The following is a 21,160-nucleotide window of genomic DNA, read 5'->3' on the forward strand; positions in this document are numbered from 1 at the left end:
AGAATGCGATTTGCGATTTATGGAACGGGAGCGGTGGGCGGCTATTACGGCGGGCGGCTGGCCCAGGCCGGGCACGAGGTGGTGTTCATCGCCCGCGGTGAGAATTTGCGCGCCCTGCAGACCAGCGGTCTGCGCGTGGACAGCACCAAGGGTGATTTCGTCCTGCCGCAGGTGACCGCCACGGACGACCCCGCAGCGGTGGGGCCGGTGGATGTGGTCATCCCCTGCGTCAAGACCTGGCAGATCCCGCAGGCGGCGGAAGCCATGCGCCCGCTGGTGGGGCCAGAGACCCTCGTGGTGACCGTGCAGAACGGCGTGGAAGCCCCGCAGCAGTTCGGCGAAATCCTGGGGATGGGGCACATGCTGGGCGGGATCGTGAAGCTCTTCACCGAATTGGTGGCTCCCGGACATGTGGTGCACGGCGGCGGCCCGGCCCAGTTCCTGATTGGCGAACTGGATGGAAAGATCAGCCCGCGGGCGCAGGGTCTGTATGCGGTGCTGAAAAACACGCAGGGCATCGCCGCGGAATTGACCGATAACATTCAGGCGGCGCTGTGGGAAAAATTGCTGATGATCGCCGCCTTTGGCAGCGTGGGGGCAGCCGCGCGCGCGCCGATTGGCATTCTGCGCAGTGTGCCGGAGACGCGCGCCATGCTGCGCGCCTGCATGGAAGAGACGCGGGCGGTGGCGGCGGCCTACGGGGCTGTGCTGGATGAGCAGGCGGTGGAACGCGCCATGACCTTCGTGGATACCCAGCCCGCGGGCGGGACGGCCTCCATGCAGCGCGACGTCATCGCCGGGCGGCGCTCCGAGCTGGATTCGCTGGTGGGGGCGGTGGTGCATTTGGGTCAGGCGGCGGGTGTGGCCGTGCCGGTGTGCACCAGCCTGTACGCCAGCCTGCGCCCCAGTGAACTGCGCGCGCGCGGCGAGCTGGAATTCAGCCTGTAGCCAACCTACCGAAAACCCTAAGAACATCTAAACCGAATCTGAACACCCTTTTGCTATCCTTCAGACAGTTGCTGCATGACCTGTCTGGAGGATAGTATGATTCAAAGTGGTGAACTGCTCAAAAATAAAGATGGGGCTGCCCAACGTCTGATTTGGGCCGGCCTGGTGGCTGCTGTGGCTTTTTTGTATTTTCCGTTGAACCAGAATCTGACCGGCGGCACGGAACTGACCACCGTGTGGGACGCGTGGATCCCCTTATGGCCCGCCTGGACGGTCCCCTATCTGCTGGCTTTGCCGCTGTGGGGGCTGGGGCTGGCCTGGGTGGTGTGGAAGGTCAAGGGGCAGCGTTTTCGCGCTTTCATCAGCGCCTCGCTCCTGGCTTTGGGCACGGCCACCCTGATTTATGCCTTTTACCCCACCTATGTGATCCGCCCCAGTCTGGAGGGCGCGGGCTGGGCCTGGGATCTGCTGCGCTTTGTGTATGCCAATGATCAGTTGTACAACGCCTTCCCCAGCGGGCATGTCTTTCAGACCCTGCTGTTAGGGCTGTTCATGGCGCGTTGGTATCCCAAGACCCGCTGGGTATGGGCCGGGGTGGTGGCGGTGGTGGTGCTTTCTACCCTCTTTACTCACCAGCACAACCTGCCCGACCCGCTGGGCGGGGCGGCGCTGGCCTGGGGGGCTTACCGCCTGGGCACGGCCCTCTTCCCCGAGCAGGCCCGGCAGACGGCCGAGGTGACAGGGCTGAGTTTGCAGCCGGTCCGCGTCAACGTCAAGTCGCGTTAAGGAGTGCTTTTCTTGCCCGGCATTGTAGAATACAATCAGTACAGCCGGAACATGCAGCCGGTGGAGGAGGAAAGGCGCGTGAAAACGATTTTGGTGGTGGATGATAAAGCCAATGTGCGTACGCTGGTGAAGGATTACCTGACCCAGGAGAATTACCGTGTGGTGACAGCGGAAAACGGCCAGCAGGGTCTGTATGCCGCCCGTCACGAAAAGCCAGATTTGATCCTGCTGGACATCATGATGCCGGAGATGAGCGGCTATGATTTTTTGCGCGCCTTCCGCAAGGAGAAGGACACGCCCATCATTCTGCTGACCGCGCGCATGGAAGAATCGGATAAGGTGCTGGGGCTGGAGCTGGGCGCAGATGATTACGTTACCAAGCCCTTTGGCATGCGCGAACTGGCGGCACGGATTCAGGCGGTGCTGCGGCGGGCGGCCAAAGAAAGCGCGGCTGCCAGCGAGGTGCTGCGCAGCGGCGACCTGATGATGGATAAGGGCAGCCACGTGGTCAAAGTGCGCGAGGAGGTGGTGAACCTGACCCCTTCGGAATTCGACCTGCTCGCGGTGCTGATGGGCGCGCCGGGGCGGGCTTTCACGCGCATGGAGCTGCTGGAACGCATGCAGGGCAGCGCCTTTGAGGGCGTGGAGCGCACCATTGACGTGCATGTGCGCAATTTGCGCGCCAAGATTGAGGCGGACCCTTCGCAGCCTGTGTATATTGAAACGGTGTTTGGGGTGGGCTACCGTTTTCGTTCGGATCGGTAAAAGGATACGATGCGCTCTCTCTTTCTCAAACTGACCCTGGCATTTTTGTTGATCAGCGTGGTGGCGGCCCTCCTGGTGGGGTTGTTTTCGCGCCTGGCCACCTCGCGCGAATTTGACCGCCTGGTGAGCCAGCAGGCCACCGAGAATTTCGTGGCCGCGGCGGCGCAGTACTACGCGGAGAACGGATCCTGGGCCGGGGCGTCTGAGACCCTGCATAACGGGCCGCCCTTACCCGCGGGTGCGCCGGAGGTGGGCCGCGGGCCGCGCTTTGTGTTGGTGGATCTGAATCAGAATGTGGTGGTGGGTTCGGGCAATTTTCAGACCGGACAGCGCATGCGCATGATGGAAATGATGGGCATGATGCAGTCTTCGCCGGTGGTGGTGAACGGCCAGCGGGTGGGCACGGTGTACAGCCTGGGCAACCCCCGCCTGGAGCCGCGCGAGATTGAATATGTGCGCCGCCTGCAAAATTCGCTGTGGCTGGCGGCGCTGGGGTCGGCCGTGGCGGCCCTGGTTTTGGGCGTGTTCCTGGCGCGTACCCTCACCCGGCCCGTGCGCGAACTGACCCAGGCCATCCGTTCCATGGCTCAGGGCGATTTGCACCAGACCGTGCCGGTGCGTTCGCAGGACGAACTGGGCGAGCTGGCGGCGGCCTTTAACCACATGAGCCAGGAGATGGCCCATGCCAACCACCTGCGGCGGCAGATGACCGCCGATATTGCCCACGACCTGCGCACCCCGCTGACGGTGCTCAACGGCTATCTGGAGGCGCTGCGCGACGGCGTGCTGCCGCCCAGCCCGGAACGCTATGAGGTCATGTATTCAGAAGTGCGCCATTTGACCCATCTGGTCGAAGATCTGCGTACGCTGTCGCTGGCCGATGCGGGCGAGCTGTCCATGCAGCCCCAGGCGGTGCAGCCTCGTTTGCTGCTGGAACAGACCGCGGCGGCTTTTCAGCACCAGGCCGCCCAGCAGCATGTGCAGCTGCGGGTGGTGGCGGAGGAGCCTTTGCCGGAGATGTGGGCTGACACGGCGCGCATGGAGCAGGTGTTGGATAACCTGGTCAGCAACGCCCTGCACCACACCCCGGCGGAGGGTGAGATCATTTTGAGCGCGCGGGCAGCGGAGGATGGGGTGGAGCTGCGCGTGCGCGACACGGGCGAAGGGATGGACGCCCAGACCCTGCCGCAGATTTTTGAGCGCTTTTACCGTGCCGATTCGGCCCGGCAGAACAGCGCATCGGGTCTGGGGTTGGCCATCACCAAGTCGCTGGTGGAACTGCACGGCGGGCGTATTCGGGCCGAAAGCCCCGGCTTGGGCCAGGGCAGCACTTTTATCGTGTGGATGCCCGCGCGGCTCTGAAAAGAATCCTGGTCCGAAGCGGCGCGGGGCGGGGGCTGTGATAGAATGGGGGCATTATGACCGCCCTCACACTGCGCATCCAACATGCTTCCCGTGAATTGAAATTGTTTGCCCTGGCTTCTTTTGTCATGGGCGTGGCCTACAGCCTGTTCGACTCCACCTTCAATAACTTCTTGAACGAGCGCTTTGCCCTGAGCGGGTTTGAGCGCTCTTTTTTGGAGGCCCCGCGCGAACTGCCCGGCTTTTTGGTGGTGTTTGTAACGGCAGGCATGTGGTTCCTTTGCAGCCGGCGTTTGGGGGCGGTTTCGCTGCTGCTCAGCTGCGTGGGCTGCATCCTGATCGGTTTCGCGGCCCCCAGCTACCTGCTGCTGGTGATCTGGCTGTTTATCTACAGCCTGGGGCAGCACGTCTTCATGCCGGTATCCTCCACCATCGGCATGGAGCTGGCGGCGGAGGGCAAAACCGGCCGGCGCCTGGGGCAGCTGAACGCGCTGCGCAACCTGGCCACCATTCTGGGCAGCTTCCTGGTATTTTTGGGCTTTCGCTACCTGGGGCTTACCTTTCAAATGACCTTTGCGCTGGCCGCGGCAGGATTCGTCATCGCGGCGGTCCTCATGTTCAGGATGAAAAAAGAAGAAGCCCAGCCCGCTGGGGTGTATTTGCGGCTGCACCGCGAATACCGGCTGTACTACCTTCTGGCGGTGCTGTACGGCTCGCGCAAGCAGCTCTTCATCACCTTTGCGCCGTGGGTGCTGGTGACTGTCTTTCAGCAGCCCACCGAGCTTTTGGCGCAGCTTTTGATGATTGGCGGTATCATCAGCATCCTCTTCCAGCCGCTCTTGGGCTGGATGATTGACAAACTGGGCGAGCGCTTTGTGCTGGCGGGCGAGGCGGTGCTGCTGGTGGGGGTGTGCTTTGGGTACGGGTTTGGCCCCAATTTTCTGTCGGAGCAGGCGGCGTTTTGGGCGGCATGCGTGTGTTACCTGTTGGATTACTCGCTCATGTCGGTCAACATGGCTCGCTCCACCTACATGAAAAAAGTGGCCGTGCAGCCGCAGGACGTGCAGCCCGCCCTGACCACGGCGGTGACCATTGATCATATCTTCTCTATCACCATCGCCCTGGTGGGTGGAGTCATCTGGAACCGATTTGGTTACCAATACGTGTTCATCATGGGCATGGTGATTGCCGCGGTCAATTTCTTCGCAGCCCTGCGTATTCGCCTGCCGCAAAAGGCGGTGTAAACGCTGTCAGACTGCAATCAGGAGAGGATTCGATGAAAACACGGCTGTACGAAGGGGAAGAGGATCTGGAACGGATTCTGGCTTTGCAGGCGGCCGTGCGCCCGCCGCAGCAGCGCAGCGACTTTCCGGGGCGGGTGGATTTTGAAGAATTCCTGGCCCAGCACGACGCAGCCGATTGGATTCAGCTGTGGGAAGACGACCGCGGCGATCTGCAAGGCTATGCCTGGGTGGATGACTACCGCAATCTGCATTTTGAATACCGCCCGCAGCCCGGGCTGGGGGATGCGATGGTGCGCTGGGGGTTGGCGCGCGCCGCGGAACTGCCGGTGGAAGAGGGGGACGAGAACTTGCTGGATTCCAGCTGCCGCGGCAGTGCGGCGGAGCGCATTGCCCTGCTGCGCTGCCACGGGTTTGCGGACAGCCCGGTGCGTACCGTGCACTACGTGCACCGCCTGAACACCCCTCCGCAGGCCCCTCAACTGCCCGAAGGCTTCCTTATGCGCCCCCTGGCGGGGGAGGAAGAGGTGGGGGCGGTGGTGGCGCTGCACCGCGCGGCCTTTGGCACCGAGCAGATGACGGAAGAAGACCGCCTGGCCACCATGCACACCAGTGAATACTGCCCCGAATTGGATTGGGTGGTGCAGGCTGGGGATGGGCGCCTGGCGGCCTACTGCACCGGCTCGCTCAGCCCGGCGGGCGAGCAGATGGTGGGTTACACCGACCCCGTGGCCGTTCACCCCGATTTTCAGCGCCTGGGGCTGGCCAAAGCCTTGCTGTGCGCGGGGGCCGCGGCCTTACAGGCGCGCGGGGCGGTGTGCGTGCGCCTGGGCACCACCAGTGAAAACACGGGCATGCGCCGGGCGGCCGAGGCCGCCGGTTTTGAACTGGATTACGAGGTGCTGTGGTTCTCTCATCCGTTTCCGGCTGAGGCTGGATCCGTATAATCTGCCCAGCTGACCAGGAAGGAACCCCCTGGCCGGGGGAAGCGCCTGGATGCGGACGTGTTATCATTCGCTTCGAAAGGAGTGTGTATGAACCCTACCCTGACGTACTTTACGCAGCAAGGCCGCATTTCGGATCCGGGGCCGCTGGGCTCCCTGTATGCATCCCTGCCCACTTCGGCGGCGGAGTTGGTCAAGGTTGTTCAGAATGTGACCCTCCACGTTTTCTGGGCCGAACGCTACGGCTACAAGGTCCCGGTGGAACGCACGGCTGAGCTTCAGCTGCGCACCATCCCGCGCCGCCTGGAACGCACCCTGGAGCTGGACCCGCGGCCCCTGCTGGAGCAGCGTTCGCTGGATCAGAAGTTGATCGGTAACTGCCGCGATCATTCTGTGCTGCTGACCTCTCTCCTGCGGCATGCGGGCATCCCCGCGCGCGCCCGCTGTGGTTTTGCCACTTATTTTCAGCCCAACCACTTTGAGGATCATTGGGTGGCGGAATATTGGGATGAAACTGCCGCGCGCTGGGTGTTGGTGGATCCACAATTGGATGCCTTCCAGAGCAGCACGCTCCAAATCAACTTCAATCCGCTGGACGTGCCCCGCGACCAGTTCATCGTGGGCGGGCATGCCTGGCAGCTGTGCCGCTCCGGGCAGGAAAACCCCGACCATTTCGGCATTTTTGATATGCGCGGCCTGGGGTTTGTGCGCGGTAACCTGGTGCGCGATCTGGCCTCGCTGAACAAGGTGGAGCTGCTCCCCTGGGACTGCTGGGGGGTGATCCTGTCGCGGACTGTGGACGACCCCGGCGACCTGGCAGCCCTGGACGCCGCCGCGGCGCTGACCGCCGGGGATGTGCCGGATGCAGAAGCTGTGCGCCAGTGCTACCAGACGGATGCGCGCTTCCGGGTGGAGAACCCAATTTTGAGTTACGTGAACGGGCAGATGCTGCCGGTGGAGCTGCCGCCCGCCCAGGAATGAGCCGTATGCTGTGTGTTTTTTCAACTCCCCCCCCGCGGGGGAGTTTTTGATCTTTGTGATTTGATGGTACACTCAGGGGCGGCAAACATTTTGGACAACGACGGCAGCTTAGGAGCGGTGCAATGCGCGAACCAGTGAACGGGTTGACCCATGCGTTTTCGGCGGTGGTTTCGGCGGCGGCTTTGGTCTGGATGCTGGTCATTCACCCCGGCGGCTGGGGCGGCAAGATGGCTTTGACGGTTTACGGCCTCAGCCTGGTGGGCATGTTCTCGGCCAGCGCCAGCTACCATCTGGCGGTCGTGTCTGAGACGGCCCTGCGCCGTCTGCGCAAGCTGGATCATTCGGCCATCTACCTGCTCATCGCCGGAACCTACACCCCCATCTGCCTGCATTTCTTCAGCGGTATCTGGCGCTGGGGCCTGCTGGGCACCATCTGGGGCATGGCCCTGATCGGGATTGTGGTCAAGCTGTTTGTGATCCGCGCGCCGCGCTGGGTAACGGCGGGGATTTATCTGCTGATGGGCTGGCTGTCCATTCTGGCGGTGCGGCAGATGCTGGCGACCATGCCGGCCGCGGCCATCGTGTGGCTCGTGTTGGGGGGCGTGTTTTACAGCCTGGGCGCGCTGATTTATATCCTCAAAAAGCCAGATCCCCTCCCCGGGGTGTTCGGGTTTCATGAGATCTGGCATATTTTTGTGATGCTGGGGGCTTTCAGCCATCTGGTGGTGGTGGCCGCTTACGTGGCGCCCTTCCTGCTTTAGCCCGCGGCGACCTCTACCCCCACGGCGTGCATGATGCAGGCGGCGGCGGGGGCGGTGCCCTGGGTGCTGGTGAAGAGGTTGGCCGAACCGGCGAGGTCTTCACCGTTCTCGTCCAGCTCAAACCAAATGCCCTCGGGCAAAACTACGATCCCGGAGATCATCTCAGCGTTCAGGCGCAGCCGCAGGCGGGCTGCGCCGTTGGGGTTAAATAGGCGCACCCTATCCCCCTCGCGCAGTCCGCGGGCCGCGGCGTCCGCGGGGTGCATTTCCAGGGCGTCATCGGCGCGCTGACGCACGGCGGGCAGGTTGCTGCCCTGCGAATGGGTGCGGTAGCGTGATTTGGGGGTGAGCAGCAGCAGGGGGAAGCGCGGGTCCGCGGGGGGCGGCTGGTAGGTGGGGACAGCCGGAAAGCCGGTGTCTGCGGCGTAGCGTGGACTGGCGATTTCCACCTTGCCGGAGGGGGTGGGCAGGGGGTGACGTTGAGGATTCGCGCTGAATTCGGCCAGGCCGGTGCGCTCCTGGTTGGGGGCCAGGTAAATGCCTGTGCGCCGGAAATCCTGGGGGTCGGGAATTTCGGATTCCTGGATGAAAAGCTCCACCCATTCGGCGGCGCTGCGGCCCTGGGAAAATTCAGACCCAAAGCCCAGCCGTTCGGCCAGCGCGCAGAAGATGTCGTAATCTGTGCGCACCTCGCCGGGGGGCGGCACGATTTGGGATTTGTAGAGCAGGTAGTTGCCCAGCCAGGGGATGCCGATATCCTCTTTTTCCAGGGGGCCAGCCGCGGGCAGCACCACGTCGCACCAGCGGGCGGTGGGGGTGAGGAACATTTCGTGGGTGACGGCAAAATCCACGGCGGCAAAGGCGGCGCAGTTTTTGTGTACGTCCGCGCCCTGGTTCACGAAATTGCCGCCCAGGGCGTAGATGGCGTGCAGATCGCTGGGGTAGCCGCCGCTCCGGCCTTGCAGTACGGCATCCGGCCAGCGCAGGATGGGTAGGGAGGGCGTGTGGGGGCGGCGCTGGATGGGCAGGCTGCCCACGCGCGGGGCGGGCAGGCGGCTGTTGATGGAGCCGGTGGAGCCGCCCAGCACGCCGAAATTGGCGGTGGCGATTTGCAGAGCCGCGGTCAGGCGGTAGGTATCTTCGCCCGCGAAGACGCGCTGAATGGAGTAGCCGGGGAAAAGCGCAGCGGGTTTGGCGGCGGCATAGGCGCGGGCAAAGCGTGCAATTTCCTCTGCGGGCAGCCCGCAGAGGGGTGCGGCCCATTCTGGGGTGCGCGCCGGGCCGCCGTCCAGCCCCAGCACGTGCCGTTCCAGCGCGTCCATGCCCACCGCGTGGGCCTGCATGAAGGCGCGGTCGGCCAGGTTTTCGCTGAAGAGCACATGCAGCACCGCCAGCATGAGGGCGGCGTCGCTGCCGGGGCGGCAGGGCAGCCACCAGGTGGCGGCCTGGGCCACCGTGTCGCTGCGGCGGGGGTCAATGACCACGATCTGAGCGCCGCGCTCTTTGGCCTCCATCAGGCGCATGGGCACTTCGGTGCCCTGGCGGGTTTCCAGCACATTGGCCCCCCACAGGATGATCATCTGCGAAACCTGCAGGGTGGCCGCGTCAAACCCGGACTGCCGCCAGGCATCGCCGTACAGATAGGGCAGTACAAAGCTGGCCGCTCCGTTGCTGTAATTGCTGGTCAGCTCGGTGCAGCCGCCGAAGAGGTGCAGAAAGCGGGTGAGCAGGCCGTGGGTTCCGTGCAGGGCGCCGGTGCAGCCCGCCGAGGCCAGGGATAAAACCGCCTGGGGGCCGTGTTGGCTGCGCACCTGGGTCAGGGCGGCGGCAATTTGATCCAGGGCTTCGTCCCAGGAGGCGCGGCGGAACTGACCCGAGCCGCGCGGCCCCACCCGCACCAGGGGATGCAGCAGCCGGTCGGGGGCGTTATGGGCCTCCAACTGGTGGTGGCCGCGCCAGCAGCCGCGCAGGTACTTACCCCCGGCGGGGTTGTTGATGATGCGCGTGACGCGGCCCTCTTCGAGGACGGCTGAGAGCGGGCAAGCGTCGCCGCCGCAGTCTTTACCGCAAAAGGTGGGGAGGGTGTGGGTCATGGGGGCATCCTGGGGGTGGGGGGAGATGGTTTTCAAGCCCCTATTGTACGTGGAATGAGTCGATTTTGGGAGAGCATTGGGGGCGTGTGCGCCTCTCGCTCATAAGGCGAGATTTGACACAGCCGTGGATTTATGCGCATTTCGTGGTATACTCGACTGACCGCGGGTATAATCCGATAAAATTTATCAGGTTATCACCACCCCAGGCCGCGCCCCGCGCGGCTCAATTTATGCGCGGATAAGGATGTGTTGTGAATTTCGAAGCGTTTTCTCTGCACCCGCAGATCCATGCGGGCATTACTCAGGCGGGATATATTACCCCCACCCCGATTCAATCTCAGGCGATCCCCCCCATTCTGGCGGGTAAGGACGTTTTGGGTCTGGCTCAGACCGGTACCGGCAAGACGGCGGCCTTTGGCCTGCCGATTTTACAGCGTTTACTGCGCGGACCGCGCGGACGGCTGCGCGCGCTGATCCTTTCACCCACGCGCGAACTGGCCGAACAAACTCACGCGGCCATCACCGCGCTGGGACGGCAGACGGGACTGCGCAGTGTCACCATTTACGGCGGGGTTGGGGCGCAGCCTCAAATTCGCGCGCTCAAATCGGGCGTGGAAATTGTGGTGGCCTGCCCCGGGCGTTTATTGGACTTGATGGCGCAAAAGGCAGTGGATTTGCGCTCGGTGGAAATTTTGGTGGTGGACGAAGCCGACCAAATGTTTGACATGGGCTTTATGCCGTCCATCCGCCGCATTTTGGCAGCTTTGCCTGCCCAGCGCCAGACGCTGCTGTTTTCGGCCACCATGCCCTCCGAAATTCGCTCCTTTGCCACCGATCTGCTGAAAGACCCGGTGACGGTGGAGGTGAACATCACCCGCCCCATCGAAACCATCCGCCACGCGGTGTATCCGGTGGATTCGACCCAAAAATCCGAGATGCTGCTGGGCCTGCTGGCCGGGGTGGATGCGGGGCAGGTGCTGGTGTTCACCCGCACCAAGTACCGCGCCCGTAAGGTGGCTGGTCAGCTGACGCGGGCCGGCCTTTCGGCCACAGCCCTGCACGGCAATTTGTCGCAAAGCCAGCGTCAAACCGCCCTGGACGGTTTTCGCACCGGCAAGGTGCGCATTCTGGTGGCGACCGATATCGCTGCACGCGGTATTGATATTTCGCGGATTTCGCACGTGATCAATTACGATATCCCCGATACAGTGGAGGCTTACACCCACCGCATTGGGCGCACGGGCCGCATGGCGGCGCGAGGCACAGCCTACACGCTGATCACCTCGGAAGATTCGCAGATGGTGCGCAGCATTGAGCGTGCCCTGGGTAAGCCGTTGGAACGGCAGAAGCTGGCTGGTTTTGAGACCGTGGCGGTGATGCCAGAGGTGAAGCCGTCCCTTCCCCCCACCCGGACGCATATACACGCGGCGGGGCGGCGTGCCCCCCGGCCCGCGGCGCGCGCGCAGGCGCGCAGAACGCCGTAGGCCCTGATGATTTGGTGTTGTGATGACCACCCGCCTCTGTTGATTGGAGGCGGGTGTTGTTTTTGTGACGCCCCGATGAGGGAACCGCGAAGGCGCGGAGGTTGCCGTAGGGGCACGGCGGTTTTCACCTAAATTACATCCCGCAACAGCCACGCCGTGCCCCAACCCAGACTGTAGGGCTCTCAGTGCGAGAGGCGGGCCCTCAATGTCTTTAAACCGCGAAGGCGCGAAGGGCGCCAAGGAAGGACGGGAAGAAGCCTTGTTTCATCGCACGCAGCAGACAGCCCCGCCCTGGCATGTCATCGCGAACGCCATTGACCATCGTAGGGGCACGGCGGTTTTCACCTAAATCACATCCCGCAACGGCCTCGCCGTGCCCCAACCCAGGCCGCGTGCCCGTCCCCGACCCAGGCCGCGTGCCCGTGCCCCAACCCAGGCCGCGTGCCCGTCCCCCCCCGGCCACGTACCCGTAGGGGCACGGCGGTTTACACCTAAATCACATCCCGCAACGGCCTCGCCGTGCCCCAACCCAGGCCGTATGCCCGTCCCCAACCCAGGCCGCGTGCCCGTGCCCCAACCCAGGCCGCGTGCCCGTGCCCCAACCCAGGCCGCATGCCCGTCCCCGACCCAGGCCGCGTGCCCGTGCCCCAACCCAGGCCGCGTGCCCGTCCCCCCCCGGCCACGTACCCGTAGGGGCACGGCGGTTTTCACCTAAATCACATCCCGCAACGGCCTCGCCGTGCCCCAACCCAGGCCGTATGCCCGTCCCCAACCCAGGCCGTATGCCCGTCCCCAACCCAGGCCGCGTGCCCGTGCCCCAACCGGGACGACGCCCCCACCACCAATCCTGTTCCCAGCAATTTGTTCCAAAACACACAAAATCGGCTAAAATGGAACGAATTTATGCCCGGAGGCCCGAAATGGAAATTGGAACCCACCAGATCATTGACGGTAAGGTCATCCTGCGAATCCGCGATCGAATCTGCGATACCCCGGAAAGCCTGCTGAGCAGCCCGCTTTTTCTGGATATTCTCAAACGCACCGTGGCGGAGCTGGAGCGGCGCAACTCCCCTTTGCTGGGAATTTTCCCCCAGACGCCAGTGCGCAGCGCGGATCTGCTGCTGCTGGTGCGCACGCTGAAATTCCTGGTGAAGCTTCCGGGCGGACTGGTGCCCAGGGTGGTGGAAGGCGCCGAGACCTTCTTTCGCGATCCGGTGCTTTTTAATGATTTTGTGGAACATCTCTATAACTCCTGGCGCGGGATGCAGCGTCTGGTGATCTGCGACTCAGCGGGCGACCGTTTTGACCAGCGCCCCTACCGCACCTTTAACAGCACCGTGGAAACGCTGACCCATCTGGTGCGCAGCACCTACCGCGAAACCCAGGAGAACATCACCGGCAACCATCCCAATATTTACCGCCAGGTCAGCGCCGGGGCAGAAATTGCCACGATTGCGCTGCCGAAAGATATCCATTATCCTGAGTTGTACGCGGCGCGCCTGAACGCGATACCGGTGATTCGGCAAGTGCTGATTTACCCACCGTTGATCTTCAACCCGCCCATGAACAAACGCTCTGGGGTTTTTGAACGGGTGGCGCGGAACCCGTTAGAAGCGCTGACTCTGAATAAAAATAATTGGCTGTGTTACCCGGCCAAGGTGGGGCCGCTGTTGGTGATGGTGTACTTCTCACTGCGGTATTTCGAGCTGGGCTTTACCCTGGCGAACCTGTTCGAGTTGGCCGGGGACGAAGCCCTGCATCAAAAGCCGGATGCGGTGTTTTTATTCGGCGTCCCCGAAGAGGATTTCCCCAACCTGGGGGCAGGGCAGACCATCTTTTATGACGATCCGGCGCACGACTTACTGGTGGCGGCTATCCCCGACAGCCCCAAGTTTGGCTATTTTGGGTATCTGAAAAAGATGATCCTGACCCTGCACAATATTAAGATGATCAAGCTGGGCAAAATGCCCTTCCACGGCGCGCTGATCAACCTGGCGGTGCGCGGACACGGGCGTTTTACGGTGCTGACCCTGGGAGACACCGGCGCGGGCAAATCTGAAATGCTGGAAGCTTTGCGCACGTTGGGCAGTGATGAGCTGGAGGATATCACCATTATCGCCGACGATATGGGCTCTTTGGGCATGGACGGGCAAGGGCGGGTGTTGGGCTACGGAACCGAGACCGGGGCCTTCGTGCGCCTGGATGATTTGAAGCCCGGCTATGCCTTTGGTCAAATTGACCGCACCATCATTATGAGCCCGGCGGAGGTGAATGCGCGTGCGGTGCTGCCGGTGACCACCTACGAGACCATCATGCGCGGCTTTGCGGTGGATATGGTGCTGTACGCGAACAACTACGAGGCGGTGGATGCGCAGCACGCTGCTGTGGAGCGGTTTGAAAGCCCCGAACAGGCCCTGGCGGTGTTCCGCGAGGGAGCGGTGATGAGTAAAGGTACCACCACTACCACGGGGCTGGTGCGCTCGTATTTCGCCAATGTGTTTGGCCCTCAGCAGTACCCTGAAGCCTATGACGCACTGGCCCAGACCTTTTTTGAGGCCTTTTTTGCCCAGGGCATGTTTGTGGGGCAGATGCGAACACAGTTGGGGATTGGCGGGATGGAGCGGAGCGGGCCTGAGCAGGCGGCCCAGGCGCTGCTGCGGATATTAAAGGGTGAAGACGGGTAGGGTGCCGTTTGTCTTGCTGAAACGCGCCAAACGCCCACGCTGTCTTTAAACCGCGAAGGCGCGAAGGACGCCAAGGAAGGACGGGAAGAAGCCCTGTTTCATCGCACGCAGCAGGCAGCCCCGCCCGGGCATGTCATCGCGAACGCCATTGACCATCGTAGGGGCACGGCGGTTTACACCTAAAGCACATCTTGCAGCGGCCTCGCCGTGCCCCAACCCAGGCCGCGTACCCGTGGGCGCACGGCGGTTTACACCTAAATCACATTTCGCAGCGGCCTCGCTGTGTCCCAACCCAGGCCGCGTGCCCGTGGGCGCACGGCGGTTTACACCTAAATCACATCCCGCAGCGGCCTCGCCGTGCCCCAACCCAGGCCGCGTACCCGTGGGCGCACGGCGGTTTACACCTAAATCACATCCCGCAGCGGCCTCGCCGTGTCCCAACCCAGGCCGCGTACCCGTAGGGGCACGGCGGTTTTTACCTAAATCACATCCCGCAGCGGCCTCGCCGTGCCCCAACCCAGGCCGCGTACCCGTGGGCGCACGGTGGTTTACACCTAAATCACATCCCGCAGCGGCCTCGCCGTGTCCCAACCCAGGCCGCGTGCCCGTAGGGGCACGGCGGTTTACACCTAAATCACATTCTGCAACGGCCTCGCCGTGCCCGGCCCCTCCCCGGAAATAGGGCACGGATTAAAAAGAAAACACCCTGCCATTTTCAGGCGGGGTGTTCGTGATTTTGATAGAGTGATTAGCGAACGATGGTGACGTTCGACGCCTGCAGGCCCTTGGGGCCTTTTTCGATGGTGAATTCCACTTTCTGGCCTTCTTCGAGGCTGCGGTAGCCGTCGCTCTGAATGGCGGAGAAGTGAACAAACACATCCGCGCCGTTGTCCTGCGAGAGGAAACCAAAACCCTTGGTGTTATTGAACCACTTAACCGTTCCGATGATCCGTTCTGACATTGCTTTTTATCCTTTGTGAAATTAAAAAAATTGTGTGACTTACTGGTAGTAACCACCGCCGCCGCCGCGTCGATCTCCGCCGCCGCGCCCGCCGCGATTATCTCGATTCCCACCGGGGCCGCCAGGGCGACGCCCGAACCCGCCTTCTGAACGGCGCGGGCCGCCGAAGCCGCCCGACCCGCCTTCTTCCTTAGGGCGCGCCACGCTGACTTTCAGCTCGCGTCCGCCCAGGCGGTAACCATTCAGCATACGGATAGCCTTTTCCGCCTCGGCCTGGGTGCTCATTTGCACAAAGGCGAAGCCCTTCGAGGTTCCCGTCATGCGATCCATGATGATATCGACAGACGATACCGTCCCTGCCTCAGCAAACGCCGTGCGGAGTTCATCCGCTGTGGTGTTGTATGACAGGTTTCCAACATACAGTTTTACTTCCATCTTTCATCCTCTCCTGAGGTTTGACAGGCTGCGTCTGTAAACAAACACCGCCGAACCTGAACTGTTCCGGCGGTGATTCAACGCAACACGAGACGAACAAGGCTCGTGTACTATAACACAAATTTAAGTTAAATGGTTAATATTGCCCAAATTTTCCTCAAATTCATCCCTCTTTGGCATGGAAGTCGCCGGAGATGGGTACTCAGCCAGGCGGGTTTGCACGGCCAGGGGCTGCCCGCGCAGGCGCAGCCAGCCAGCCGTCAGCAGGATGCCCAGGAACATGGCCAGCAGACCCAGCAGACCTGCTTCGGGGCCAAAGGCTGCCCCCGTCCACAGGTCGGGGCCGCCCTGACGCAGCGCCAGCCAGGCCACCGAAGGCGTGCCGCCGCTGACCGGAAAACCGAAAACGCTGCCCTGGAAGAAATTCCAGGTGATGTGCAGACCGATGGGGATGGCCAGTTCACCGGTGAGCACGTAGGCAAAGCCCAAAAAGATACCCGCCAGGATCAGGTTGAACGTGCTGATGAGCGAGGTGTTGGGGTTAAACAGGTGCAGCAGGCCAAAGATCGAAGAGGACAGCACGTAGGCCAGGAAAATGGCGGTTTTGGGAGAGCGGCGGCCGAAGTTAAAGCCTTCGGCCAGGTTGCGCAGATGGTAGCCGCGCGAGAGCATTTCCTCATAAAAGCCGACGCAGATGTAAAACAGCAGCGAGGCGGCCAGACCCAGCCCAAAGGGGATGCCGGTGTAGGCGTGGTAGCGCACGGCGGTGATGGTGACCCAGCCCAGGGCATATTCCACGGCGAAGACCAGGGCCATCAGGAAGGCCCCCAGGAAAAGCCCAAAACCAAAGTCGCTCCACCAGCGCGGGCTGAAATGAAAACCGAAATCGCGCACGGGACGCCGGTCGAAGAAGCGCGCGGCCAGCCAATAGCTGAAGCCCATCGCCGCCAGGCTGATCAGCCCCGTCAGCGGGCGCAGCAGGAATTGCAGCCACAAGTTGCTGCCGCTGGTAAGATTGGGCAGAGCGGCCAGGAGGATGCCCAGGGGGATTTGCACCAGGAAGGTGATCAGCAGAAAGGCGACTAGCTGCAAGAGCAAACGCCACCCGGCGCGCAGCCGCTGTTCTTGAGGGTTGATGAAGATCGTTTTCATGGGTGGGTCTCCTTTGGTTTCATGGGCACAAGGTTAAGAAAGACCCCTGGTTTTGACGGGAACGGCGGGTCGAAAACCAGGGGAAACAGGCTGAGGGGATCGGAGGCGCTTTCAGGCGCGCTGCATGGCGATGGCCATACGGCGGATGCGCACCTCACTGGCTTTGGCCATCACGCGGTCGGCCAGGGCTTCAGGGACATCCACCAGGGAGGTTTTCTCTTGAATGTGGATTTTGCCGATGGCCGAGCCAGGGATTTCGGCGTGGCGGGCGATGGCGCCCACGATGTCGGCCGGGCCGATGCCGTGCTTGCGGCCCAGGTTGAGGCTGAGGCGCACCATGCCCGGCTCGTGAGAGGCAGCATCGTTCCAGGCGCGGGGCTGCGGACGGCCGGGGCCGCCGCGGCTGGCGCCGGTGCGTTCGCGCGTGCGCTCCACGGGCAGGGGTTCCACCACCGGGGTGATGGCGGCGATGGGGCGTTGTTTTTCGTCGGCGCGGGCCACCTTCAGGGCGGCGGCCGCCACGGCCAGGGGGTCGTTGCCTTCGGCCACCAGGGCCTCGATCAGCTCGCGTTCATGCAGGCAGCGCCCGCGGCGCAGCCACATGCCCACTTTATCCATGAGCTGTTTTTCGCGGTAGGCGATGATATCGGTTTCGGAGGGCAGCGTGCCGCGTTTGATCTTGCAGCGGGTGAAGTGTTCGATATAGCCCAGGCGGCGGCGCTCCTGCGGGGTGAGCAGGGTGATGGCGGTGCCGGTTTTCCCGGCGCGCCCGGTGCGGCCAATGCGGTGGACGTAAGATTCGGCGTCTTCGGGCAGGCCCACGTTGATCACATGCGAAATGTCGTCAATATCCAGCCCACGGGCGGCCACATCCGTGGCCACCAGCACCGTGATCAGGTTCTGGCGGAAGCGGGACATGGTGCGTTCGCGCGATTCCTGGTTCATGTCGCCGTTGAGGGCTTCGGCAGGGAAGCCGCGCAGGGTGAGGGCGTTGGCCAACTCGCCGGTTTCATTGCGGGTGCGCACGAAGATCAGCGCGCTGGTGATGTCTTCCACCTCGAACAGGCGGGTGAGGGCGGCCAGTTTGTCGCTGTCGTTCACCAGATAGTAGCGCTGGTCCACGGTCTCCACGGTCATTTGTTCGCGGCGGATGGTGATGGACTGCGGGTCGTTCATGTACTTTTCGGCCAGGCGGCGAATTTCGGCCGGCATGGTGGCGGAAAAGAGGGCGGTTTGGCGGGTGAAGGGTGTGGCAGCCAGGATCGATTCGATGTCTTCGATGAAGCCCATGTTGAGCATCTCATCCGCTTCGTCCAGCACCACCGTGCGCACGCGGCGCAGGTCGAGGATTTCTTTGTTCATCAGGTCAATCAGGCGGCCGGGGGTGCCCACGACGATGTCCACACCGCGGCGCAGTTCGTTAATCTGCGGGCGGTAGGGGGCGCCGCCGTACACAGCCAAAACGCGCACCTGTGAAAACTGACCGTATTCTGTTACGGCTTCGGCCACTTGCAGGGCCAGTTCGCGGGTGGGTACCACCACCAGGGCCTGAACGTAAGACTGGCCGGGTTCCAGGTTGTTCAGCAAAGGCAGGGCAAAAGCAGCCGTCTTGCCGGTGCCGGTCTGGGCCTGGCCGATGACGTCTTTGCCGGTGAGCATCACCGGAATCAGGGCGGATTGGATGGGCGTGGGGGTTTGGTAGCCGCGCTCGGTCACAGCCTGCACCAGCTGCGGGTGCAGGGACAGTTGGGTAAAATCGGTTGTCATCAAAACTCCTCAAAATTCATGAATTGTTTTGATGTTCCCGACTTCTGCCCAAGCTGCCGCAGAGTGTGAGCGGCTCCTCGCGGAGGTGCGCTGACTGCGACAAAAAAGCCCGACCAAGCTTACGTCGGGCAATCATTCGGAAGTCTCAAAACAATTCCCAGATACGTTGATCTCTCTGTTGAGATCGCGGCGGGTAGTATACCACGCTTTGAAAAATTAAGCGAATCGAGCTGGCGCGCAAGGCCGGGAAGAATGTCATCTGGAATGTATGCAAGTAATCACTTACATACATACAAGGGCGCGGTATACTGTGTGCAAGAACTAACATGCAAGTACTTGCTTGCAGCAACGAATCTGAGGAGGTCATCATGTCCCATCGTATCTTAATCGCTTACGCCAGCCGCACCGGTGTGACTGCTGAGTATGCCCAAATCCTCGCCCAGGCCTCGGCGTTTGCCGCGGACAGCGTGCAGGTGCTGAAGATGCAGGATGTGCGCGATCTGGACGGCTTCGACGCCGTGATTTTGGGCAGCAGCGTGCGCTTTGGTCAGTGGCTGGCTGAGGCGCAGAAATTTGTAGAAGGTCACCAGGCTGCCCTGGCTCAGCGCCCCACGGCGCTGTTCACGGTGCACGATTTAAACCGCGGTGACGACGCCGCCAGCCGCGTGCAGCGTGAGGCTTATTTGGTTAAGGTGCGCCCTTTGCTCCAGACGCGCTGCGAAGGTTTCTTTGTGGGGCGTACCGATACGGCCCGACTGAACTTCTTTGAGCGCCTGCTGACGCGCATGATCCCCCAGGAAAACGGGGAGCCGGCCAGCCCGCAGACTTTGCAGGCCTGGGCGCAAACGGCGCGAACGGTGCTTTTTTCCTGAGGGAGGAGAACCATGAATGTGCAAAAAACTAGCGAGCGGCCGGCGGAAGACACCCGCCAGCGCATCATCCAGGCGGCCCTGACTCTCTTTGGCCGTGTCGGCTACGCCCAAACCACCACCCGCGCCATCGCCCAGGAAGCAGGCGTGAACGAGGTTACCCTGTTTCGTCATTTTGGCACCAAGATGAACCTGCTCTCGGCCTGTGTGGAAACTATGAACGCCGGCGGCTTTGCGGCCACTTTTGAAACCGAGCTGTGTGGGGAGTACGCCGAAGATGTGCGCCGCATGGCGGTGCGCCAGATGCGCGACACGCTGGAGCATATGGATATCCTGCGCGTGCTGATCTGTGACGCGCGCAACGTGCCGGAGCTGCGCGAGGCCATGGTGCAGGGAGGCAGCGGCAATTTTGCCCGCCTGCGGAACTTTTTTCAGCGCCAGATAGAAGCCGGTGTGGTGCGCGCCGATGTGGCCCCCGAGGCTTTGGTGATGGCTTTTGACAGTTTGTTTTCGACCCAACTGATTTTGGAAAACTTGTTTGAAGGGTCGTTTTCGCCGTCCGGCGCGTACACCCATGAAACAGCCGTGGATGCGCTGGTGCAAATTTTTGTGCGCGGGACTCAGGCCTGAGCCTGGGAGGATCAAGATGAAGTCAATGATGCGATTTTTTCGTGGATTGTTTGGGGTAGGCCTGCTGCTGCACGGCCTGGTACATGCGATGGGCTTTGCGGCCTATTGGCCGCTGGCCGAGGTGGCCGAGCTGCCGTATAAAACCGCCCTGTGGGGCGGCCGACTGGTGCTGGGCGCAGGGGGCATGCGCCTGTTCGCGGCGGTCTGGCTGGCGGCGGGGTTGGCTTTTGCCGTGGGGACGGTGCTGCTGGCGCTGCGGCGGCGGGCCTGGGCCGGGGTGATTTTGGCGGCCGCACTGGTGTCGCTGGTGCTGTGCATTCTGGATTGGGAAGCGGCCTATCGCGGGGCCTGGATCAATGCGGCTGTCCTGCTGGTGCTGGGGGTGGTGTTTGGCCTGCGCCAAAGCCCCGTGCCTTTCCCGCCGGCGCCCCTGGCGGCGGGGACGGTGGACAGCGTGCCCCTGCCCCCAGGGCTGCCTCAGCCGGTGGAACGTTATCTGCGCGGGGTGTACGGCGAGCGCCTGCCGCGGATCCATTCGGCGGTGCTCACCGGGCGCGGCACGCTGCGCGTGATGGGCGTCACCTTTCCGGCACGCATCCGCTTTGCCCACCGCTCGGGCTACGATTACCGCCACTACCTGGAGGCCACCTTTTGGGGGCGGCCGGTGATGAAGGTCAACGAAGTCTATAGGGACGGCCGCGGCCGGTTGGAACTGCCCTTTGGGGTGGAAGAAGGCCCCGCTGTAGACAGCGCCGCCAACCAGGGCTTATGGGCTGAGATGATGTATTACCCGGTCTCGCTGGTCACCGACCCGCGGGTGCGTTGGGAGAGCGTGGACGAGCGGCAGGCCAAACTGCACGTGCCCTTTGGAGCGGAAACGCAGACCTTCACCTTTGAGTTTGATCCGGTCAGCGGTGATTTTGTGCGCCTGGAGACGCTGCGCCTGCGCGACAGCAAGACCCCGCCCATGCGCTGGTGGTGCGAGTCGCCCGTGGTGGACGGCCGCAAGGTGTTCACGGCCACCTGGGAAGACGAGGGCACGCCCTGGCTGACGGAATGGCTGGAGGATGCGGTCTACAACGCGGATGTCAGCGCCTATCTGCGCCAGAAGGGGGCCTAGGGGGGGCAGCGAAATCACCGTGCAAAAATAACCTCACCCCACCCCTCCAGAGCAATTTCTGGGCGGGTGGGGTGAATTGATTCGGCTGTGATGTACAGACGCTGGAATAGTTGATTGTATAATTTCATTACACATGGGCCGCAGGATGCTGCCGGCCTTGACTTTGCACAAGGATTC

19 protein-coding genes are annotated in these 21,160 nt (G+C 62.6%); 14 read left to right on the top strand and 5 right to left on the bottom strand.

Translation table 11 applies throughout. The features are described from left to right. Nucleotides 1-3 precede the first annotated feature (3 nt). The 8 genes from ADN01_RS17695 to trhA all read left to right on the top strand — a co-directional run bounded on the left by ADN01_RS17695 (nucleotide 4) and on the right by trhA (nucleotide 7,788). Nucleotides 4-948 carry a 2-dehydropantoate 2-reductase gene (locus tag ADN01_RS17695; protein WP_062417051.1) on the top strand — a complete coding sequence of 315 codons (945 nt, stop codon included), beginning with the start codon at nucleotides 4-6 and terminating at the stop codon, nucleotides 946-948. Nucleotides 949-1,044: 96 nt separating this feature from the next. Beyond that, the gene (locus ADN01_RS17700; protein ID WP_062417052.1) at nucleotides 1,045-1,734 is read left to right on the top strand and encodes a phosphatase PAP2 family protein; all 690 of its coding nucleotides are present in this window, start codon (nucleotides 1,045-1,047) and stop codon (nucleotides 1,732-1,734) included. Nucleotides 1,735-1,812: 78 nt separating this feature from the next. After that, a complete protein-coding gene (locus ADN01_RS17705; protein WP_236691036.1) occupies nucleotides 1,813-2,499 on the top strand; it encodes a response regulator transcription factor in 687 nt (228 codons plus the stop codon). Nucleotides 2,500-2,508: 9 nt separating this feature from the next. Beyond that, the gene (locus ADN01_RS17710) at nucleotides 2,509-3,861 is read left to right on the top strand and encodes a sensor histidine kinase (protein WP_062417053.1); all 1,353 of its coding nucleotides are present in this window, start codon (nucleotides 2,509-2,511) and stop codon (nucleotides 3,859-3,861) included. A 56-nt stretch (nucleotides 3,862-3,917) separates the two neighbouring features. Then, entirely contained in the window at nucleotides 3,918-5,105 is a 1,188-nt protein-coding gene (locus ADN01_RS17715; RefSeq protein WP_062417054.1) for an MFS transporter, read from the top strand. Nucleotides 5,106-5,137: 32 nt separating this feature from the next. Beyond that, a complete protein-coding gene (locus ADN01_RS17720; RefSeq protein ID WP_062417055.1) occupies nucleotides 5,138-6,049 on the top strand; it encodes a GNAT family N-acetyltransferase in 912 nt (303 codons plus the stop codon). A gap of 87 nt (nucleotides 6,050-6,136) precedes the next feature. Beyond that, nucleotides 6,137-7,027, top strand: coding sequence for a transglutaminase-like domain-containing protein (locus ADN01_RS17725; RefSeq protein WP_062417056.1), 891 nt, complete (start codon nucleotides 6,137-6,139; stop codon nucleotides 7,025-7,027). A gap of 122 nt (nucleotides 7,028-7,149) precedes the next feature. Then, entirely contained in the window at nucleotides 7,150-7,788 is a 639-nt protein-coding gene (gene trhA, locus ADN01_RS17730; protein WP_062417057.1) for a PAQR family membrane homeostasis protein TrhA, read from the top strand. On the opposite strand, the gene ADN01_RS17735 is transcribed toward trhA, so the two are convergent. After that, nucleotides 7,785-9,917 carry a molybdopterin-containing oxidoreductase family protein gene (locus ADN01_RS17735; RefSeq protein ID WP_147238966.1) on the bottom strand — a complete coding sequence of 711 codons (2,133 nt, stop codon included), beginning with the start codon at nucleotides 9,915-9,917 and terminating at the stop codon, nucleotides 7,785-7,787. The genes trhA and ADN01_RS17735 overlap by 4 nt on opposite strands. A 215-nt stretch (nucleotides 9,918-10,132) precedes the next feature. Between ADN01_RS17735 and ADN01_RS17740 the strand changes: the two genes are divergently transcribed. The 3 genes from ADN01_RS17740 (at nucleotide 10,133) to ADN01_RS17745 (ending at nucleotide 14,049) form a co-directional block, all read left to right on the top strand. Next, on the top strand, nucleotides 10,133-11,365 hold the full coding sequence (locus ADN01_RS17740) for a DEAD/DEAH box helicase (protein WP_062417059.1): 1,233 nt from the start codon (nucleotides 10,133-10,135) through the stop codon (nucleotides 11,363-11,365). A 205-nt stretch (nucleotides 11,366-11,570) separates the two neighbouring features. Continuing rightward, nucleotides 11,571-11,714, top strand: a complete 144-nt coding sequence (locus tag ADN01_RS19770; protein WP_160318463.1) for a hypothetical protein — start codon at nucleotides 11,571-11,573, stop codon at nucleotides 11,712-11,714. 571 nt (nucleotides 11,715-12,285) lie between these two features. After that, complete coding sequence (locus ADN01_RS17745) at nucleotides 12,286-14,049, top strand: hypothetical protein (RefSeq protein WP_062417064.1); 1,764 nt, start codon at nucleotides 12,286-12,288, stop codon at nucleotides 14,047-14,049. 748 nt (nucleotides 14,050-14,797) lie between these two features. Here the strand turns inward: ADN01_RS17745 and ADN01_RS17750 are convergent. The 4 genes from ADN01_RS17750 to ADN01_RS17765 all read right to left on the bottom strand — a co-directional run bounded on the left by ADN01_RS17750 (nucleotide 14,798) and on the right by ADN01_RS17765 (nucleotide 18,364). Further along, on the bottom strand, nucleotides 14,798-15,010 hold the full coding sequence (locus tag ADN01_RS17750) for a cold-shock protein (RefSeq protein WP_062417065.1): 213 nt from the start codon (nucleotides 15,008-15,010) through the stop codon (nucleotides 14,798-14,800). A 39-nt stretch (nucleotides 15,011-15,049) separates the two neighbouring features. Next, nucleotides 15,050-15,445, bottom strand: a complete 396-nt coding sequence (locus ADN01_RS17755) for an RNA recognition motif domain-containing protein (RefSeq protein WP_062417066.1) — start codon at nucleotides 15,443-15,445, stop codon at nucleotides 15,050-15,052. Nucleotides 15,446-15,568: 123 nt separating this feature from the next. After that, nucleotides 15,569-16,597, bottom strand: coding sequence for a CPBP family intramembrane glutamic endopeptidase (locus ADN01_RS17760; RefSeq protein WP_075071328.1), 1,029 nt, complete (start codon nucleotides 16,595-16,597; stop codon nucleotides 15,569-15,571). Nucleotides 16,598-16,708: 111 nt separating this feature from the next. Then, complete coding sequence (locus tag ADN01_RS17765; RefSeq protein WP_075071329.1) at nucleotides 16,709-18,364, bottom strand: DEAD/DEAH box helicase; 1,656 nt, start codon at nucleotides 18,362-18,364, stop codon at nucleotides 16,709-16,711. A gap of 368 nt (nucleotides 18,365-18,732) precedes the next feature. On the opposite strand from ADN01_RS17765, the gene ADN01_RS17770 reads away from it, so the two are divergent. The 3 genes from ADN01_RS17770 to ADN01_RS17780 are packed head-to-tail and all read left to right on the top strand — an operon-like array spanning nucleotide 18,733 to nucleotide 20,983. Continuing rightward, entirely contained in the window at nucleotides 18,733-19,236 is a 504-nt protein-coding gene (locus tag ADN01_RS17770; RefSeq protein ID WP_062417068.1) for a flavodoxin domain-containing protein, read from the top strand. A gap of 12 nt (nucleotides 19,237-19,248) precedes the next feature. Beyond that, the gene (locus ADN01_RS17775; protein ID WP_062417069.1) at nucleotides 19,249-19,863 is read left to right on the top strand and encodes a TetR/AcrR family transcriptional regulator; all 615 of its coding nucleotides are present in this window, start codon (nucleotides 19,249-19,251) and stop codon (nucleotides 19,861-19,863) included. A gap of 16 nt (nucleotides 19,864-19,879) precedes the next feature. Then, complete coding sequence (locus ADN01_RS17780; RefSeq protein ID WP_147238967.1) at nucleotides 19,880-20,983, top strand: DUF6544 family protein; 1,104 nt, start codon at nucleotides 19,880-19,882, stop codon at nucleotides 20,981-20,983. The last annotated feature ends 177 nt before the right edge of the window (nucleotides 20,984-21,160 follow it).

This window comes from Levilinea saccharolytica (genome assembly GCF_001306035.1).
In the GTDB taxonomy this organism is placed as follows: domain Bacteria; phylum Chloroflexota; class Anaerolineae; order Anaerolineales; family Anaerolineaceae; genus Levilinea; species Levilinea saccharolytica.

Excerpts from the sequence above, each read along its gene's own strand:
- ADN01_RS17770 (WP_062417068.1), top strand. The coding sequence starts at position 18,733 with ATGTCCCATCGTATCTTAATCGCTTACGCCAGCCGCACCGGTGTGACT.
- ADN01_RS17780 (WP_147238967.1), top strand. The coding sequence starts at position 19,880 with ATGAAGTCAATGATGCGATTTTTTCGTGGATTGTTTGGGGTAGGCCTG.
- ADN01_RS17775 (WP_062417069.1), top strand. The coding sequence starts at position 19,249 with ATGAATGTGCAAAAAACTAGCGAGCGGCCGGCGGAAGACACCCGCCAG.
- ADN01_RS19770 (WP_160318463.1), top strand. The coding sequence starts at position 11,571 with ATGTCTTTAAACCGCGAAGGCGCGAAGGGCGCCAAGGAAGGACGGGAA.
- ADN01_RS17700 (WP_062417052.1), top strand. The coding sequence starts at position 1,045 with ATGATTCAAAGTGGTGAACTGCTCAAAAATAAAGATGGGGCTGCCCAA.
- ADN01_RS17750 (WP_062417065.1), bottom strand. The coding sequence starts at position 15,010 with ATGTCAGAACGGATCATCGGAACGGTTAAGTGGTTCAATAACACCAAG.
- ADN01_RS17745 (WP_062417064.1), top strand. The coding sequence starts at position 12,286 with ATGGAAATTGGAACCCACCAGATCATTGACGGTAAGGTCATCCTGCGA.
- ADN01_RS17725 (WP_062417056.1), top strand. The coding sequence starts at position 6,137 with ATGAACCCTACCCTGACGTACTTTACGCAGCAAGGCCGCATTTCGGAT.
- ADN01_RS17760 (WP_075071328.1), bottom strand. The coding sequence starts at position 16,597 with ATGAAAACGATCTTCATCAACCCTCAAGAACAGCGGCTGCGCGCCGGG.
- ADN01_RS17715 (WP_062417054.1), top strand. The coding sequence starts at position 3,918 with ATGACCGCCCTCACACTGCGCATCCAACATGCTTCCCGTGAATTGAAA.
- ADN01_RS17720 (WP_062417055.1), top strand. The coding sequence starts at position 5,138 with ATGAAAACACGGCTGTACGAAGGGGAAGAGGATCTGGAACGGATTCTG.
- ADN01_RS17695 (WP_062417051.1), top strand. The coding sequence starts at position 4 with ATGCGATTTGCGATTTATGGAACGGGAGCGGTGGGCGGCTATTACGGC.
- ADN01_RS17765 (WP_075071329.1), bottom strand. The coding sequence starts at position 18,364 with ATGACAACCGATTTTACCCAACTGTCCCTGCACCCGCAGCTGGTGCAG.
- ADN01_RS17755 (WP_062417066.1), bottom strand. The coding sequence starts at position 15,445 with ATGGAAGTAAAACTGTATGTTGGAAACCTGTCATACAACACCACAGCG.
- ADN01_RS17710 (WP_062417053.1), top strand. The coding sequence starts at position 2,509 with ATGCGCTCTCTCTTTCTCAAACTGACCCTGGCATTTTTGTTGATCAGC.
- trhA (WP_062417057.1), top strand. The coding sequence starts at position 7,150 with ATGCGCGAACCAGTGAACGGGTTGACCCATGCGTTTTCGGCGGTGGTT.